Consider the following 16,500-nt stretch of genomic DNA (forward strand, 5'->3'; position numbering starts at 1 on the left):
TTTAAAAATAAAGAAAGTTTTAATGCAAAAAATTCATGAAAATATTTTGAAATGGTACAACGAAAACGGTAGGAAAAGTCTTCCTTGGCGTATTTTGCATGATGAGTATAAAAAATACGCTAAAGCAGATGATTTAGAAAAATTAAAAAACATTGATATTGCTTATGCGGTTTATGTCAGTGAGATTATGTTGCAACAAACTCAGGTAAAAAGTGTTTTACAAAATTATTATTTTCAGTTTTTAGCTAAATTTCCTTCTTTAAAAGCGCTTTCTATGGTAAGTGAAGATGAGGTTTTAAAAGCTTGGCAAGGACTTGGGTATTATACTAGAGCTAGAAATATACACAAATGCGCAAAAATTTGCACGCAAGAGTTTAATGCAAAATTACCATCTGATATTAATGAACTTCAGAAGCTTCCTGGTATTGGAGAATATACAGCTGGTGCTATAGCTTGCTTTGGTTTTTTGCAAGCTAAGTCTTTTGTGGATGCAAATATAAAAAGAGTTTTGAGTAGATTTTATAGTTTGCAAAATCCAAGCTCTAAACTTTTAACACAAAGGGCGAAAGAATTTTTAAACTATGATAATGCATTTGATCATAATCAAGCTTTGTTAGATATAGGAGCTTTGGTTTGCTTGCCTAAAAATGCAAAATGTGAAATTTGTCCTTTAAAAGACTTTTGTAGTGGAAAAAATGAATATGAAAAATTTCATGTATCTAAAAAAATTCAATACAAAAATACTATTTTAAAAATACTTATAGTGCAAAAAAACGAGCAGTTTTTACTCATTAAGAGCCAAGAAAAATTGTATTTTAATTTATATAATTTTTTAGAATACAAAAACCAAAAAAAAGCAAAATTTATAGGAGAATTCAAACATTCTTATACCAAATACAAAATCAACGCTAAGGTGTATTTTTTAAAAGATGATGATTTTGAAGACTTGCAAGCTAAAGCTTTTGCTTATAAAGAATTAGAGTATATCACGCTTTCAAAACTTGCTTTAAAAGCATTTGAGCTTTTTAAAAAGAGTGATTATGCATTTTGAGAAAATTTATATAGAATTAAGTGATATTTGTGGGCTAAAATGTGATTTTTGTCCTAGCCAAAAAGCCCAAAGAAAACAAATGAGCCTTGAAAATTTTGAAAAAATTTGCAAAAGTGTGCATAATCATGCCAAGCTTTTTGCTTTTCATGTGCTTGGAGATCCTTTAAGGGTTTTAAATTTAAAAGAGTATTTAAAAATAGCTTTGAAATTTAATATGCAAATAGAGCTTACTACAAGTGGGTTTTATTTTGATGAAGAAAAAATCAATCTTGTTTTAAGTTTTAAAAATATACACCAAATTAATATCTCTTTGGGTGCTTTTTTATCTCAAAGTAGAATGAGTTTAAAAGAATACTTTGAGCCTATTTTGAAGCTTATTTTTTTACACTTAGAAAATAAAAATAATTCTTTTATCAACTTAAGGCTATGGAATTTGGACAAAAATTTCAACCCACCTTTAGAAAATGAAAAAATTTATGATTTTTTAGAGCAAAATTTTAAAGTAAAAATTCAAAAGCAAAAAGCTAAAAATCGCCTAAAAAGGCATATTATCTTACACCAAGCTAGACTTTTTAAATGGCCTTCTTTAAAAGATGAGGTTGTTAGAGAGAAGGGGTTTTGTCACGCTTTAAATGGACAAATTGCTATTTTAAGTGATGGAACTTTAGTGCCTTGTTGTTTGGATACTAAAGGGGATATAAAACTTGGAAATTGTTTTGAAAAAGATTTTAGTGAGCTTTTAAATTCGTCTTTATATATAGAATTAAAAGAAGGCTTTAAGCAAGGAATTTTAAAAGCTGAGCTTTGTAAAAGGTGTGAGTTTTTGCAATTTAAAAACTGATTTTCCTTACTCGGACAATTATAACTTCAGGGAATTCTTTATCTAAAAAAGGTTCTTCAAAAAATCCATCTATGATAAAACCATTTTTAAAACAAGTGTTGAAAATTTCTTCCAAAGAACGGTGGTAGTAGTGATGTTTTACAGGTTGTTTTTCAAATGCAAATCCGAGATAATTATGCGAGCTAAGATATTGTTTAGTCAATGTTACAAAACAAGGATGTTGAGTAGCAAAAACAAAAATTCCATTTTCTTTTAGTAGGGAATAAAGACTTTTGAATAAGGGCTGAATATTTTCCATATCCATGATAGCCATATTTGAAACAGCTTTGCTAAAGGTGTGTTTTTTAGCTAAATTTTGCAAAGTCAATTCATCGCTAGCGTCTATGGTTTGAAAATGAATTTTGTGTAAAAAATTTTTCCATCTTTGTTTTGCTAATTTTATCATTTGATCGCTATAATCAAAAGCGTAAATATTTATGTTATATTTTTTACACATATAAGCGGAAAAATTTCCATTTCCACAAGCAATATCTAAAATATAATCATCATCTTGTATGTTTAGTAATTCTTCGACTTTAGGACGCACAACTTTTTTATGAAATTCATTAGAATCATCTCCCATTTGTGCATCCCAAAATTTTGCATTAATATCCCAAGCCTTTTGCATTTTAAAAACCTAAATTAACTCCACCTTCATTGTTAATTTGATAGTTTGCGTCCAAACCTTGCTCTATTTCTTCTTCATCGTTATTATTTTTAGAGTGCTTAAATATATCATCTGCGATTTTTGTGGCTATACCTCTAAGAGCTTTTTGTTTACTTGATTTGCTTGTAGAAGTCATTTTAAATTCTAAGGTATTAGATGCTTTAATTTGCATTGTTGCAAACTCTATTAAACGATAATTAATCGTAATCTTATATATTTTTGTATCAGATTCGCTTTGAATTTGATCTATTTTTGGAGTTAATCTTAACAAAAAATCTGCACCTAGGATATTGTATAATTTAATTAATTCATCATCGTTGCCATTATTAAGTAAAATATCTTTTTCTTTTTTATAGATATCCAAATGTGCTCTATCTATAATTTTAAATTTTTTACTTTGTAGTAAAATTCCTAAAAATTCTTGTTCAAATTCTACTGATAATTCGTTTTTTACAGTATTGATAATTAACAAGGAGCTTTTATCTTCAAGATTTTTTTCAGTGTAAAGCTTTTTGTAAATCATAACTTTTGCATAAAATTCGTTAGCACTAATTTGTGTTAATGTTTTTATATCATAACTGTTAAAAATACCATTACTTATTAGCTCAATTTCCTCATCATAGCCTATGTCAAAATTGCCATTGAAATTGAATTCAAATTTTTTTAATTTTACCTGTTTTAATCCGTTCATTTTTCCTAAAGCTTCATTAATGGCATTTTTTACTGCTTCGCTTCTAGTGGCTCCATAACCCTCTCCCGTGCTTTCTTTATTTAAGATATTTTGTGCTTGAGAAAAACAAATAAGGGTTAAAAAAAGTATTAGTATTTTTTTTACCATGTTACACTCTTGCTTTTACCTGTTTTATTAATAGTTTTTTCATCTTCCCAAAATGCTAAACCACTAGTTAAATCCGTAAGAATTAAATGGAAAAAATACTCGGTTTGAATTTTGCCATTATAAAGTTTCACAGTATCTTGTCTGATTTTACCAGAAAGTGAGAAATTTGGGGCTAAGAGTGTGCCTTTTTTAGCTATGGAGTTTTGATTAAATTCTTCATTGTCTCTTAAATCTCTTACATCATGAGATAAACTATCTTTTGCTCCACCTGCAGCTACAGCGGTTGTTAATATAAATTTGCCAGATTTTCTTAATGCTATGGTAATTTTTGAAGTGAGTTTATCTGTATCTATTCTTTGTGGGGTGTCATTGATAATTTTTCCTATAGCAATAACTTTTCTATTAGAGCTGTTTAAATTTGCAAAAGCAGGATCGCTAAGTAAACTTTGTATCATATCTTCAGCAGTTTTTTCAAAATCTTCTCTATCAAGTCCCAAAGTAAGTGCATCGCCTTGAACTTTTTGAGAAGCTTTACCATCGGTATATTTTGGCTGTGAAGAGCAAGCGCTGAAAACTAAAAGCGTAAAAATCATAAAAAATAAACTTTTTTTCATTTTATCTCCTTATTGTTCTTTAATTTTATAAATAATATTTGAATTTGGTACAAAAGATCTTATAAGCACAATATAATTTTTATCTTTTTCTAATTTATCTTCAAATATTATTTTTTCTTTATCATCATAAATTTTAACTAAACCCTCATTTTTTAGCATTAAAATACTAGCACTTTTTGGTAAAGCTTGCCACATTCTAAGATCTGCTTTGTTAATTAAAGCAGTGCTAACAGTGCTAATAAATGATAAAAAACCACTAGAATCATTATTAGCTATGGCTAAATTAATTGAAGTTTTAAGAGCACTTGAGGCTAAGGTTTTCATTACCATAGAAGGTAAAAGAGTTTTAAATTCACTTGCTATAATATCATCAAAATAAATTAAATTTTGTGTTTTTTCATCTTGGCTTTGCAAGAATTTATAAGAAGCATTTCTTGATTTTAAATAAGCAAAAGCTACGCTAATATTTGCAAGATTATCATTAAAAATAAATGGTAAAGTAAGATTAAATTCTTCTTTTGTAGCACTAAAACCATCTTCATAGATAATAAAAATATATTTTTGTTGAGGGAAGGTTGTTTTTAAATGAGTGAATTTTTCAAATACTTGAAATTGTTTTTGAAGTTGTTTGTTTTTTACATCGCTTAAAGCTACTTCTTTTAAAAGATCATAAGCTTTAATGTAATCTTTATCAAAAAAGAAAAATAAAGCACTAAGATAGCTAGTATAGATATTAGTATAATTTTTATTTGCGTTAAATGCACTAAGGAGATTGTTATATTGTTTATAGATAGGGCTTAAATTTTGCTGAAAACTCGCATAGGTTTTTTTATCTTTTTGAAGTTCTTTTTGGTATTCTTCTTGAGCTTTTTGTATGTAATCATAAAAATATTCTTTCATTCTATCTTGTCTGTATAAAGCTCGGTTAAACTCTACTCTTGCATTTTTAAAATCTCCTAAGCTCATATAATTTAAGCCTTTGTAGGTATTTAGCATAATCCTTTCATAAAAATAACCTTGATAGTCATTGATGGTGTCATTAAGTAAAATTTCACTAAAATTTCTAGTGGCTTTTTGAAGCCCATTTTGTAAATCCACATCATATTTATAAGCTTCTTCTGCTTTATCAAAAAATGCATTACTTTTTTCATAATCTTTACAAACTCTTGCTAAGGAAGCTAAATTTAACCCAGTATATATGGTGTCTTTGTCTGCATTTTTTAAAGCTAGGATGTTTTCATCGCATTGTTTGTTTATAAAGGCTTTTTCATAAGATAAATTAACATTAGCATGATTTGAACAAGCACTTAAAAAAAGTAAAATAAAAAGATAAAAACAAGAGTAAAAAAGCTTCATAAATTCCCTTTTTAGTGTAAATTTAAAAAAATAAGTTATAATTTTCGTTTTTAGAGAGGTGTCCGAGCGGTCGAAGGAGCACGCCTGGAACGCGTGTGTGGGGCAACTCACCGAGGGTTCGAATCCCTTCCTCTCTGCCACTATGCGCTTTTGTTGTACTGACTTCCTATATAATCTTGTGATGTATTTTGTGTGTATGATTTTATAGCTTTGGAATTTGAATTTGTTTTTTCCTCATTCTCATTTTCACTTTTTTCATTTTGTGCTTTTAGCTCTTCTGCTTTTATTTTAGCTTGTTCGGTGCGCGCATCATTTTGCATTTGCATAGCATTAGCTGCTACTTTATAATCTTGCGGACTAGGATCAGCTGGTGCCATAGCCGCGGCAATTACTTGCATAGCATTTGCTATAGTTTCTTCAGGAGTATTGCCTTTTTGCATTCTTATAGGCACTTCTCCTTCAACTGCATACATTTTATTATCAGGGCCTCTTGTATAGCCAAAACTTGCAGCACCTGCTAAGGCTCCACCTGCTGCTTGATGGGCTGCTTCATGAGCTCTTACTTCTCTGTCGATTTTTTCAAGTTCTCGTACTTGTTTTACTTCTTCATTACTTAAGTCTTTACCATTGACTTTTTGAGTTTTTTCATCTTTTTCTTGATTGTTATCATTTTCTTTTATTTGCTGTGGATTTTCTTTTTCTGAAATATTTTCTTTGGTTTGTTTTTTATCTTCATTTTGATAAGGATTTTGCGTGTAAAAGGCATTGCCATAACTTGAGCTAATTTGCATTAAAATCCTTTTTTAATATAGTTTTATATTTGTAGCACAAAAAAGTTGAAAAATATATAAAATTTACAAAATAAATATTTTATGAAATGTTAAGCAAAATAAAGTATAATTTTAACTTCTTTTTATGTCAGGGTAGCTCAGCTGGCTAGAGCGCTGGTCTCATAAGCCGGAGGTCGGGAGTTCAAGTCTCCCCCTTGACACCATCTGGCTTTCAAAAAAACATTTTCCAATGATTTTTTAGTATTTTGATGATATTCTTGCAAATTTCTTTCTTTTTACTTTCTTCTATTTGGAGTTTATCGAAAAATGATTTTTCAAGGATGCTAACAAGATGTATGTATTCTTTTGTGTCCAAATTTCTTATTTCATCTAAAGAAGACAGAGCTTTAAGCAAAAAGTCCTTATATTCCATAAGGACTTTAAGATCTATCTCTGACATTTGAGCTAGTAAAGATAGAAACTGCATAAAGTTAAGCAAAGGCATAGTTTCACCTATAATTACTGTTAATATTCGGTCTGTTTATCTATATTAGCACTATAGCTAAACCATTCAAAACTAGTTTCTAGATCATAAGTTGTCTTATAAGCATCAAAAGTAAGATCTTTTTCTTCTATTTTTATACCTAATTCTGGCGCATCAAAGTAGAAATCAACATTTGTTGTATGATTAGCAGGTACAGTAGCAAAGATAAAAGATTCTCTTATTAATGTTTCGCCATTTTTATCAAAATTTTTTGAGTTTTCTTTGGTGGTTTGATCACTTAACCCTGCAACCCATTTAACAGAGGCGAGTTGACCCATTCTTAAACCTGGTATGCCACCTCTTGCTCTAAAAATAGCTTCATAGTATAAACCTTTATTGTAGCCACTATATTCAATAACAATGTGTTTTGTTATTAGGAAAATGTTTTGCGAGTTAATAGATGTTGTTTGTTCATCTCCTCTATCGTATTGCATTTTTAAAAAGAATTTGTGATTATCTTCGTAATTTAAAGAAGAAATATTTTTGACTGGAGAAAAATTTAAATCTGCTTCCCCGTTTTCATTTGCCATAATTGTTGTATCGTTTAATTTTGTATATGTAAGTGTTGTGCTTGGGGTTAAAACAACTTTAGAATTTGGTTTTAGGCCTGTTAATTTTAAAGTTGATCCGTTATTGAAGTCAACGATCAATTTATTTTTATAATTATGCTTTATAGTCGGATGATAATCATATCTTATACTTTGACTAAATTCTTTAGAAGGATCATCTTCATATTTAACATTAACTCTAACTGAATTTTGATAAGGTTTTTTAGGTTTAATTTGAATATTTATCTTACCCGTTTCGCTAAAGTACTCAGGTGGTGTATTTTTAAACTCCCCATCTCCGCTAATACTCCACTTTAATTTTCTATTTGCCAAACCTTTTGAAATTTCAAGATTTACATCCTTTCCTTCATAAGGATTTAAAAAGCTATCATAATTAAAAACCAAATCATATGGATTATGAATATTGATTTTATCCATTTTATAAACAGCTTTTTCATTACCTTGTTTTATGTAAGTAAATTTGATATCTATAGATGGTATAGCATAATTACTAATACCTTCAAATTCTAAAATTACTTCGCCTTTATTGTTAACATCAAAGCTATCTTTTTTGGCTTTTACTCCCTTGCTTCCACTAATTGCATCTATTGTAGAGTTAGGTAAAAGATTATTTATTTTTATTGAAAAATCTTTTTTATATTCTATTGTTTTTGTTTTGCTACCAAAGCTTGGATATTCTATTTTAGGTGTATAGGTTTTAATATCATAAGGCAACTCTTTACTTACCTTTTGATCTAAAGTGTTTACACTAATGATAGGATTAGCTTTAAATGGAGCTTTAGCGGTAACGGTTGTTCTAGCTTCACCGCTAGTATTAAATGTTGCTTCTTGATTGCTTAAACTAGCGTCTCCACTTAAACTCCATTCTATTTTTTCATTAGGTTTGCCACCTTTTAAAGTTACTTCAACATGATCAGGCTTTGGATCTTTTAAAGCTTTGTTGTTATCACTTTCATAAGCATGGATAGTATTTTTGTTAAAATTAATGCTTGGGGTGTATTGGTGGAGTTTTATTTCACCGCTTACTTCTTGAGTACTAGCTGCGCTTTGATTATAAGTAGCAATGATTTGTAATCTTTTAATATTAAAATCTTTCACTCCTTCAAATACTACCTTACTCTCACCTTTATCATCAGCTGTGCTTTCTTTATCATTGTTAATTCTTAAAGTTTTATTGCTTTGTATATCTTTAGCTTTCCATGAAACTTTTGTTTTTGGCATTAGACCTTTAAGTCTTACTTCAAAGTCACTTTTATAATCAATCATTCCTTTTTCAAAGTCTTGATGAGTCACAGGATCTTTTCCAGTAGGAAGCTCCATGGTGGCTGTATAATTTTTAATCTCTAAATCTTTACTTCTTTCTTTTACTAATTCATCACTCATATTTTTAGCAATGATTTTTACTTTTTCATTTCCATTAAGTCCTATGATTTCTACATTGCTTTCACCGTTTTTATCAGCTATTAAATTAAGCTCTTTAGAGGTTTTATCTTTATCAATAAATAAAGCATTATCTCCTTGTATACTCCATTTAACTTTAGTAGAATTAGGCTGTAAGTTTTTATAACTTGCATGGGTTTTTTCTTTATTACCTATAGTGGTTTTATCTAAGATGATATCATCATCTCCATAAATTGCTATTTGAACAAAGGTTTTTAAAGTAGCTCCTAATACATTAGCAATAATTTCAACTTTTTCTTTATCTTTCATGTTTGCATCAGGTTTATAGATGATGTTTGAATTTCCATCTTTGTCGGTTTTATCTGAGCTTGGAGTTTTTTCTAAACTTCCTTTACCATTTAGCTTCCAGTTTATATCTAAATTTCCAGCTAAATCATTTCCTGCAAATGTAATTAGTGATTTTTCATATCTTTGTATATTAGAAGGCTTAGCAAATACTCTAAAATCTCCTTTTGGAGTTATAATAGTAATAGGAAAGCTTTCTTGAGAGTTACCCGCTGTAACAAGTAGACTAGTTTGATGTACCCCGTAAGCATGTATAATTTTTATAAAAATTTTACCTTCTTCGTTGCTAATATAATTGTTTCCATTTTTCAAAATCACACTGCTTTGTTTTGGTGTTACTGTTACAGGAATATTTTTTACTATTTGATTAAACCCATCTTTAAGCATGATACAATGAGTATTATCTCCTAAGTTTCCACAATAAGAAATATAATAAGCATTGTTAATAGCTTTGTATTCAAGTACCATAGAATAATCTCTATCTATAAAATGAGTTCTAGAGCCTTCAATGGTATTACTTATACCTGCTAATTTTGTATCAAAAGCATGTTTAAATCCATCTTTATCTAAAGGTATGCTAAAATTCATAGCTATATTTGTGCCTTGTTTATCACTTTCATTACTTCTTTTATGGCTTAATGAAAAATTTAAGGCAGGGCAAAGAGAATAAGTAATACCTCCTTCATATACTAAAGGATTTTTTTCTAAATCTTCATAACAACTTGCATTGCCAAATGGAGCTACTTTTTCTCCATACCATTTATTCATATTAGCAAAAACAGCTACATTACTCATAGCAGGGAAAGCATATTTAATGCCCATATCCCAACCATTAGCAGGGCGTTCTAATATATAATCTTTATCAAAATCATAACTTCCTACCCAATCGCTTAGTCTTTGATAAATATTAGCATGGAAAGCGAGTGTATCTAGCATGCTTTCAAAACCCAAAGACATTCTTTTGTGTTCTCTATTAAAATCATGATCATAAACTAAGTTTAATCCTAGCATGATATTACCTGAATTATCTAATGCTAGCGCATTAGGATAATATCTTATACCACCACCAAAATGACCTATGAGTCTATTATCATATCCACCTATACCACTTTGTAAAAAATAAGAGATTTTCGGGTTTTCTTCACTCATAATAGGTAAAAGTGCTTTGGCACTACCGTTTAAACCGCCTCTGTCATTATAGTTTAAATTAAACTCACTATTAATAGAGTGATTAAGAGAGTGTAAATATTCTTGGATTAAAGTATTAGCTTGTAAGCTTAAATAATTACTTGCTAAATCTCTAACAATCTCATCTCTTTCTTTACCATCTTTGGCATTATATACATTACCTATGGTTTGGATGGTGTTAATAACCTTATTAGATAATTCTTCATCTTCTTTACTAAGATTAGAATCTTTATTAGGTTTATCCTTTAAAATCTTGTTGATTCTTGAATCAGTGTTTTGTTGATCTTTAAGTTGTTGTTTTTGATTGTAGCTTGCATCATTAATTGCAAGAACTTGGCTGTCACCCACAATGACTTTATCTTGATTTTTTAAAGTCATTATTTGAGAAAAAAGAAAAGTGTGTATGAATAAAACAAACAAAAGCGTTTTCTTCATAAGTTCCTCCTGAATCTTTTCATAAAGTTTGATTTGTGATGAGAATATGATAACACAAAAAATAAAAAAATGATAAAAAAATTATAAAAATATTGAAAAATAGACAAAAAATTATCAAAAATAATAATTATTTATAAACTATAATCAAAATTACTTTTATTTTTTATTAAAAAAATACATATAGATTTATTATTATTTACATATCATCAAAAATTACTTTTATTTACTTTTTTTAAATAATGCAAAAATAGACTTTTATAGCTTTTATATTTATACTTTGTTGTATTGTTTAATATATGTGTAGGTATGGTAAAATAGTATTTATATAAGCATATAAAGTGTATTTATTATATTTAGTATATGAAGTATAAATACTAAGCTTATATATGGTAATAAATAAAGAGTATAAATATCTTATTATACTATTTAGATAATTAGAATATAGAGTTTTTTATAAAGTTGATAATAGTTGTTATAATCTTAAAATAACTTATTAAAAAAATATATTTAATTATAGTTTATATGTTTTTATAAATCAGGCAATAGGTAAAATAATATATAAAATATTTAATGGAAAATGAAAGGTGATTTAAATATAAATCTAAAGCTTAAAAATAAGCTTTAGATTTTTTAATATTCGTATTGATTTAGTTCTTCTTGAGTGCCAAGTAGCATTAGTATATCATTCAAATAAGCGGTGGTTTCTAAATTTGGCATAATACTCCAAGTATCATGCTGTTTATGTGCAATGACTTTTAAGTTTTGTCCAATGGATTGCAAAGTTTTTCCTGCTAAATTTTCATCTATTAAAAGTTTTGCTACTTTGATGGTATTAGCTGAAAGATCTATGATCTCAAAATTTGGATTAGTGATAAGAATTTTAGCCAAACGCTTTGCAGATTCTTTTTCAGGATAGATAACTTTATTAACCCCAAGTTTTGAAAGAATTTGTCCATGTGTAGAAGAATTTGCTTTGGCAATGATATTTTTTACCCCTATTTCTTTTAAAGCCATGAAAGTGAGTATGCTTGATTCTAAATTTTCACCTATACTGAGTATGACAACATCAGCATTTGCATAACCTGCTTCTTTTAAAGCTATAGTATGAGTAGAATCTAAAATATAAGCAAAGTCCGCATGATCTTGTAATTCCTTAACTGCTTCTTCATCAATATCTGAAACAATAACTCTTTTGCCTTGATCAATAAGTTCTTTTGCTAAAACCGAGCCAAACCTTCCAAGCCCTATAATACCATAAGTTTCTTTTTTCATAGTATGATTTTTCCTTTTGGATAATTTAAATATTTTTCTTTTTCTTTAAAAAATATACTAAATAAAAATGCAAGCACACCCACTCTACCACTAAGCATAAGCAAAATGATAATTAACTTACTTTCAGAATTAAAAAGCGCGCTAAGCGATAAAGTCCCACCATCGCCTACTGAAACTCCAACAGTAGCAAATGCTGAACTTGTTTCAAAAAGTAAGGGTAGAAAGCTTTTATCATCTTCAATTAAGGATAAAATTAATACACAAGTGATGATATAAACAATAGAGCTTACTGTTATAATAAAAGCTTTATTAATGGTTTCATTTGGAATTTCAAAGTTAAAAATCCTTGTATTGCTGTCTTTGATACTCCAATAAGCATAAATTAATAACACAGCAAAGGTAGTTACTTTGATACCTCCAGCAGTTCCACCAGGTGCACCACCTATAATCATAAATAAAGATCCAAAAAATAAACTTGCATCTTTAAAGGTGCTAATATCAAGAGTGTTAAATCCTGCAGTTCGGTAATTTACTGCTGTAAAATATGCACTCATAATTTTATCAAAAAGAGAAAATTCTCCAATACTTTTTGGGTTGTGATATTCAAATAAAAAAACTACCAAACTAGCAAAAATAATTAATACAACAGTAGAAATTAAAACAAGTCTTGTGTGCAAGCTTAAAGTTGCAAAACGTCTTTTGGAGAAAAAGTATAATTCTAATAATACAAAATAACCCAAACCTCCAATGATAACTAAAGAAGTGATAATGAAGTTAATCCAAAAATCATTTCTATAAGGCATTAAACCACTTTCAAATACACTAAAACCAGCATTGTTGAAAGCTGAAATAGAGTGAAAAATACTAGCCCATAGAGCCTCACTTAAATTCATATCAAGTTTAAATCTAAAAAATAATAATATTGCTCCTATAAGCTCAATAGCAAATACAAAAAATAAAACCTTTTTTAAAAATCCTACAAGTCCATCAGTGCTAGGATAAATCAAAGATTCTCTTAAAAGGTTTTTTTCTCCAAAACTCATTTTCTTACGCACTAGAATATATAAAGCCATGGCTATACTCATATAGCCCAAGCCACCTATTTGAATAAGTAATAAAATAACAAGTTGTCCATAAAAGCTAAAATCTAGTGAAGTATTTAATACAACAAGTCCTGTCATGCTTACAGCTGAAGCACTAGTAAAAAATGCATCTAAAAAAGATATAGATTTTGTGTGCATGATAGGTAGCATAAGGATAAAACTACCAAAAAGTGCTATAAGTATATAGCCTATAAATAAAATTCTTATATTATTTCTATCTAAAGATAATTTTGTCATTTTGTTTCTTTAAAAAGTAAAAAGAAACATTCTACTTAAAATTGGTTAATGAGTAAAAGAAGAAAACTTTCCACTTTTAAGTGGAAAGTTGGAGTATTAAAACATACCTACTGCTAAGAAACCTAAGGCAACAGCTATAGCTATAGCTAATACACCTGGGATAAAGAATGCATGGTTAAATATAAATTTTCCAATTCTTGTTGTGCCGGTATCATCCATTTGAACTGCACCTAATAAAGTAGGGTAAGTTGGAAGAACGAAAAGTGCTGAAACAGCAGCAAAACAAGCAACTAGCATATAAGAATCTGCAGGATTTGTAGCTGAAATTCCTAATGCAGCAATGATAACTGGAACAATAGCTTTTGCAGTAGCTGCTTGAGAGTATAAAAGCATACTAGCAAAGAAGAAAGCAACTGCAAGCATAGCTGGAGTTTGTTTAACCCACTCACCTGCTACTTCTTTAATACCTGCTTCATGACCTGCAACGAAAGTATTTCCAAGCCAAGCAACACCAAATACACATACACAAGCTGTCATACCTGATTTAAATACACTTGTATCTAAAATTTTTGCAGGTTCAACTTTACATAAGAATGTAATTAAAGTTGCAGCAGTTAATAAGAAACTCATAATCGCAGCATCTCTTGGGATAACTACTGGATCAATCCACTTGATGTTGTTAGAAATTGCTGTAGCATAAAGAACAACTGCTAATACTGTGAATAAGAAAATAGCAACTGAAAGTTTTGCACCTGGTTTATCTTCGCTTTGTAAAACATCAGAAGCGCTTTTTACAAGGCCAGCTTTTAAACGTTCTTGGTATACAGGGTCTTTGCTAAGATCCATAGGAGTGATTAAACTTACAATGAAAGCTGTAATCATACAAGCAGCAAAAGTAGTTACAATCCAAATACCAATTAATGCAGGATAGTTCCAACCAAGCGGTTCTAATACGCCAGTCATATAAACAACAGCAGCACTAACTGGAGAGGCTGTAATACCAATTTGTGAAGCAACAACCATTAGCGAAAGTGGAGCTGATGGTTTAATGTTTTGTGATTTTGCAACATCAATAACAACAGGCATTAATGAAAATACCGCATTACCAGTACCTGCTAAAATGGTAAGTAACCAACCGCAAGCCGGTGCAAGGTAGTTGATAAATCTTGGATGTTTACGTAAAATTCTTTCGGTAACTTTTACCATATAATCTAAACCACCTGCTTGTTGCATTGCTGAAATTGCAGCAATAGCTGCGGCGATGATTAAGATAACATCCCAAGGAATATTACCTGGCTTCATACCTAAAACAAGACCTAAAATAACAACACCCAAACCTCCGGCATAGCCTATTGCTATGCCACCAAGGCGGATACCTATGAAGATTGCCCCAAGAAAGACAACAAGTTGTAAAATAATCATAATATCCATGATTAAACTCCTAAATTATTAAGCTTTTCTTTTTTCTGTCATGTGAGGATTTAACATATTTTCTGGTGTTAAAATTCTTTCAATTTCTTCTTTTGGAAGATATCCTCTTTCAAGACAAATATCGCCAACTGCTTTACCAGTTTCTAAAGCTTCTTTAGCAATACTTGCAGATTTTTCGTATCCTAAAACAGGGTTAAATGCTGTAACAATACCGATTGAATTAAGCACAGATTGTTTGCATGCTTCAGGATTTGCTGTCAAACCTCTTACAGCTTTTTCAGCTAGAGATTTCATTGCATTTTCAAGTAATACTATAGAGTTGAATAATCCATAAGCAATACCTGGTTCAAATGCATTAAGTTCAAACTCACCTCTTTCAGAGCAAAGCATGATAGTAACATCATTTCCTATAACTTCATAGCAAGCTTCACCCACTGCTTCACAAATTACTGGATTTACTTTACCTGGCATGATAGAACTACCTGGTTGCATTTTTGGTAGATTAATTTCACCTAAACCACATCTTGGACCTGAATTCATTAATCTTAAGTCATTTGCAATTTTAGATAGTCTTACAGCTGCAGTTTTTAATGCACCACTTACATGTACAAAGTCAGCTGTATCTTGAGTAGCTGCAATGAAATCTTCTGCTGGTTTAAATTCAACACCAGTAATTTCTTTTAATTTTTTCTCAACCACAAATTTGTAATCAGGATGGCAGTTAATTCCTGTACCAATAGCTGTTGCACCAAGATTTAAATAAGTCATTGATTCACGGGCTGCTGTGATTTTAGCAATATCGCTTTTAATATAGCTAGCAAAAGCATTGAAGGTATTTCCTAAAGTCGTTGGAACCGCATCTTCAAGCTCTGTTCTACCCATTTTAATGATATCTTTGTATTCGTTAGCTTTAGCTTCTAATTCAGTTTTTAAAAGCTCCATAGCTTTTAAAAGATCAGTAAGTTTTGCGTAGGTTGCTACTTTAATTGAACTTGGATAAGTATCATTTGTAGATTGACCTAAGTTTGTATGATCATTTGGATGAAGGTATTGATATTCTCCTTTTTTATGCCCCATACTTTCAAGAGCAATATTAGTGATAACTTCGTTAGTATTCATATTTGTACTAGTACCAGCACCACCTTGGATCATATCTACTACAAATTGATCTAAAAATTCACCAGCAATTAATCTATCACAAGCATTAGCGATAGCATCAGCTTTATCTGCATCAAGAACTCCAACTTCTTTGTTGGCAAGTGCAGCCGCTTTTTTAACTTGAGCGAAAGCTTTTACAAAATAAGGATAATCTTGCAACCTTCTGCCACTCATATGGAAGTTTTCTAGTGCTCTAAAAGTTTGCACTCCATAATAAACCTCGTCAGAAATTTCCAACTCGCCAATAAAGTCGTGTTCTTTTCTTGTTCCCATGATGTACTCCTTGTGGGTTTTATTTAAGTTTTGTTTATAAACTTAATGAGTATTATATAACAATTTTTTATAAAAGTTTCATAAATTTTACTAATTTCAATAAAAATATATAAAAATATGTCAGATATTGATATTCATTTTCTTAATATCAATTATTTAGTGTGTATTTTTATGTTTTACGATATTTATTATAGTAGTTTATATTTAATATTAATTGTTTTATGTTTACTTATTGTATATATAAGATGATTTTGTAATGTAAACTATGTTGATTAGAGTTTGTAGAAAATCATTTTTCAAAAATAAACAAAATTCCATACTAGTATTTAAAAACTAACAAGCCTTAGCTTGCTAGTTAAACACTAATT

13 protein-coding genes and 2 tRNA genes are annotated in these 16,500 nt (G+C 29.6%); 4 read left to right on the forward strand and 11 right to left on the reverse strand.

What is annotated here, in order from left to right; genetic code table 11:
* Nucleotides 1-7: 7 nt before the first annotated feature.
* Together mutY and CAMP5060_RS02675 are read left to right on the forward strand one after the other, a co-directional pair.
* Entirely contained in the window at nt 8-1,051 is a 1,044-nt protein-coding gene (mutY, locus tag CAMP5060_RS02670; RefSeq protein ID WP_251813767.1) for an A/G-specific adenine glycosylase, read from the forward strand.
* The gene (locus tag CAMP5060_RS02675) at nt 1,041-1,892 is read left to right on the forward strand and encodes a radical SAM/SPASM domain-containing protein (RefSeq protein ID WP_261545070.1); all 852 of its coding nucleotides are present in this window, start codon (nt 1,041-1,043) and stop codon (nt 1,890-1,892) included. The genes mutY and CAMP5060_RS02675 overlap by 11 nt, the downstream gene beginning before the upstream one ends.
* Here CAMP5060_RS02675 and CAMP5060_RS02680 read toward each other — a convergent pair.
* The 4 genes from CAMP5060_RS02680 to CAMP5060_RS02695 are packed head-to-tail and all read right to left on the reverse strand — an operon-like array spanning nt 1,882 to nt 5,406.
* Complete coding sequence (locus CAMP5060_RS02680) at nt 1,882-2,559, reverse strand: class I SAM-dependent methyltransferase (RefSeq protein WP_261545069.1); 678 nt, start codon at nt 2,557-2,559, stop codon at nt 1,882-1,884. The genes CAMP5060_RS02675 and CAMP5060_RS02680 overlap by 11 nt on opposite strands.
* A gap of 1 nt (nt 2,560) precedes the next feature.
* Nucleotides 2,561-3,436 (reverse strand): hypothetical protein, encoded by an 876-nt coding sequence (locus tag CAMP5060_RS02685; RefSeq protein ID WP_087700843.1) that lies wholly within the window; start codon nt 3,434-3,436, stop codon nt 2,561-2,563.
* On the reverse strand, nt 3,430-4,050 hold the full coding sequence (gene lpoB, locus CAMP5060_RS02690) for a penicillin-binding protein activator LpoB (RefSeq protein ID WP_087700844.1): 621 nt from the start codon (nt 4,048-4,050) through the stop codon (nt 3,430-3,432). The genes CAMP5060_RS02685 and lpoB overlap by 7 nt, the downstream gene beginning before the upstream one ends.
* Before the next feature lie 9 nt (nt 4,051-4,059).
* Complete coding sequence (locus CAMP5060_RS02695) at nt 4,060-5,406, reverse strand: hypothetical protein (RefSeq protein ID WP_337217851.1); 1,347 nt, start codon at nt 5,404-5,406, stop codon at nt 4,060-4,062.
* A 52-nt stretch (nt 5,407-5,458) separates the two neighbouring features.
* Here CAMP5060_RS02695 and CAMP5060_RS02700 point away from each other — a divergent pair.
* Nucleotides 5,459-5,546, forward strand: a tRNA-Ser gene (locus CAMP5060_RS02700).
* Here CAMP5060_RS02700 and CAMP5060_RS02705 read toward each other — a convergent pair.
* Nucleotides 5,547-6,197 (reverse strand): putative metalloprotease CJM1_0395 family protein, encoded by a 651-nt coding sequence (locus CAMP5060_RS02705; RefSeq protein ID WP_337217852.1) that lies wholly within the window; start codon nt 6,195-6,197, stop codon nt 5,547-5,549.
* Between the two features lie 126 nt (nt 6,198-6,323).
* Here CAMP5060_RS02705 and CAMP5060_RS02710 point away from each other — a divergent pair.
* Nucleotides 6,324-6,400: transfer RNA gene (locus CAMP5060_RS02710), tRNA-Met, on the forward strand.
* A gap of 8 nt (nt 6,401-6,408) precedes the next feature.
* Here the strand turns inward: CAMP5060_RS02710 and CAMP5060_RS02715 are convergent.
* The 6 genes from CAMP5060_RS02715 to CAMP5060_RS02740 form a co-directional block, all read right to left on the reverse strand.
* Entirely contained in the window at nt 6,409-6,681 is a 273-nt protein-coding gene (locus CAMP5060_RS02715; protein ID WP_337217853.1) for a hypothetical protein, read from the reverse strand.
* A gap of 20 nt (nt 6,682-6,701) precedes the next feature.
* Complete coding sequence (locus CAMP5060_RS02720; RefSeq protein ID WP_337217854.1) at nt 6,702-10,658, reverse strand: inverse autotransporter beta domain-containing protein; 3,957 nt, start codon at nt 10,656-10,658, stop codon at nt 6,702-6,704.
* A 630-nt stretch (nt 10,659-11,288) separates the two neighbouring features.
* Nucleotides 11,289-11,930: a potassium channel family protein gene (locus CAMP5060_RS02725; RefSeq protein ID WP_263675611.1), complete on the reverse strand. Its 642-nt coding sequence runs from the start codon at nt 11,928-11,930 to the stop codon at nt 11,289-11,291.
* Nucleotides 11,927-13,270 (reverse strand): TrkH family potassium uptake protein, encoded by a 1,344-nt coding sequence (locus tag CAMP5060_RS02730; RefSeq protein WP_337217855.1) that lies wholly within the window; start codon nt 13,268-13,270, stop codon nt 11,927-11,929. The genes CAMP5060_RS02725 and CAMP5060_RS02730 overlap by 4 nt, the downstream gene beginning before the upstream one ends.
* Nucleotides 13,271-13,366: 96 nt before the next feature.
* Nucleotides 13,367-14,701 carry an anaerobic C4-dicarboxylate transporter gene (locus tag CAMP5060_RS02735; RefSeq protein ID WP_087699000.1) on the reverse strand — a complete coding sequence of 445 codons (1,335 nt, stop codon included), beginning with the start codon at nt 14,699-14,701 and terminating at the stop codon, nt 13,367-13,369.
* Nucleotides 14,702-14,719: 18 nt separating this feature from the next.
* Complete coding sequence (locus CAMP5060_RS02740; protein WP_214100100.1) at nt 14,720-16,132, reverse strand: aspartate ammonia-lyase; 1,413 nt, start codon at nt 16,130-16,132, stop codon at nt 14,720-14,722.
* Between the last annotated feature and the right edge of the window lie 368 nt (nt 16,133-16,500).

Origin of the sequence: Campylobacter sp. 1569, assembly GCF_024723675.1 — a bacterium.
Classification (GTDB): domain Bacteria; phylum Campylobacterota; class Campylobacteria; order Campylobacterales; family Campylobacteraceae; genus Campylobacter_D; species Campylobacter_D jejuni_C.

Coding starts and splice junctions, on each gene's coding strand:
- CAMP5060_RS02675 (WP_261545070.1), top strand. CDS start 1,041: ATGCATTTTGAGAAAATTTATATAGAATTAAGTGATATTTGTGGGCTA.
- CAMP5060_RS02680 (WP_261545069.1), bottom strand. CDS start 2,559: ATGCAAAAGGCTTGGGATATTAATGCAAAATTTTGGGATGCACAAATG.
- CAMP5060_RS02685 (WP_087700843.1), bottom strand. CDS start 3,436: ATGGTAAAAAAAATACTAATACTTTTTTTAACCCTTATTTGTTTTTCT.
- lpoB (WP_087700844.1), bottom strand. CDS start 4,050: ATGAAAAAAAGTTTATTTTTTATGATTTTTACGCTTTTAGTTTTCAGC.
- CAMP5060_RS02695 (WP_337217851.1), bottom strand. CDS start 5,406: ATGAAGCTTTTTTACTCTTGTTTTTATCTTTTTATTTTACTTTTTTTA.
- CAMP5060_RS02705 (WP_337217852.1), bottom strand. CDS start 6,197: ATGCAAATTAGCTCAAGTTATGGCAATGCCTTTTACACGCAAAATCCT.
- CAMP5060_RS02715 (WP_337217853.1), bottom strand. CDS start 6,681: ATGCCTTTGCTTAACTTTATGCAGTTTCTATCTTTACTAGCTCAAATG.
- CAMP5060_RS02720 (WP_337217854.1), bottom strand. CDS start 10,658: ATGAAGAAAACGCTTTTGTTTGTTTTATTCATACACACTTTTCTTTTT.
- CAMP5060_RS02725 (WP_263675611.1), bottom strand. CDS start 11,930: ATGAAAAAAGAAACTTATGGTATTATAGGGCTTGGAAGGTTTGGCTCG.
- CAMP5060_RS02730 (WP_337217855.1), bottom strand. CDS start 13,270: ATGACAAAATTATCTTTAGATAGAAATAATATAAGAATTTTATTTATA.
- CAMP5060_RS02735 (WP_087699000.1), bottom strand. CDS start 14,701: ATGGATATTATGATTATTTTACAACTTGTTGTCTTTCTTGGGGCAATC.
- CAMP5060_RS02740 (WP_214100100.1), bottom strand. CDS start 16,132: ATGGGAACAAGAAAAGAACACGACTTTATTGGCGAGTTGGAAATTTCT.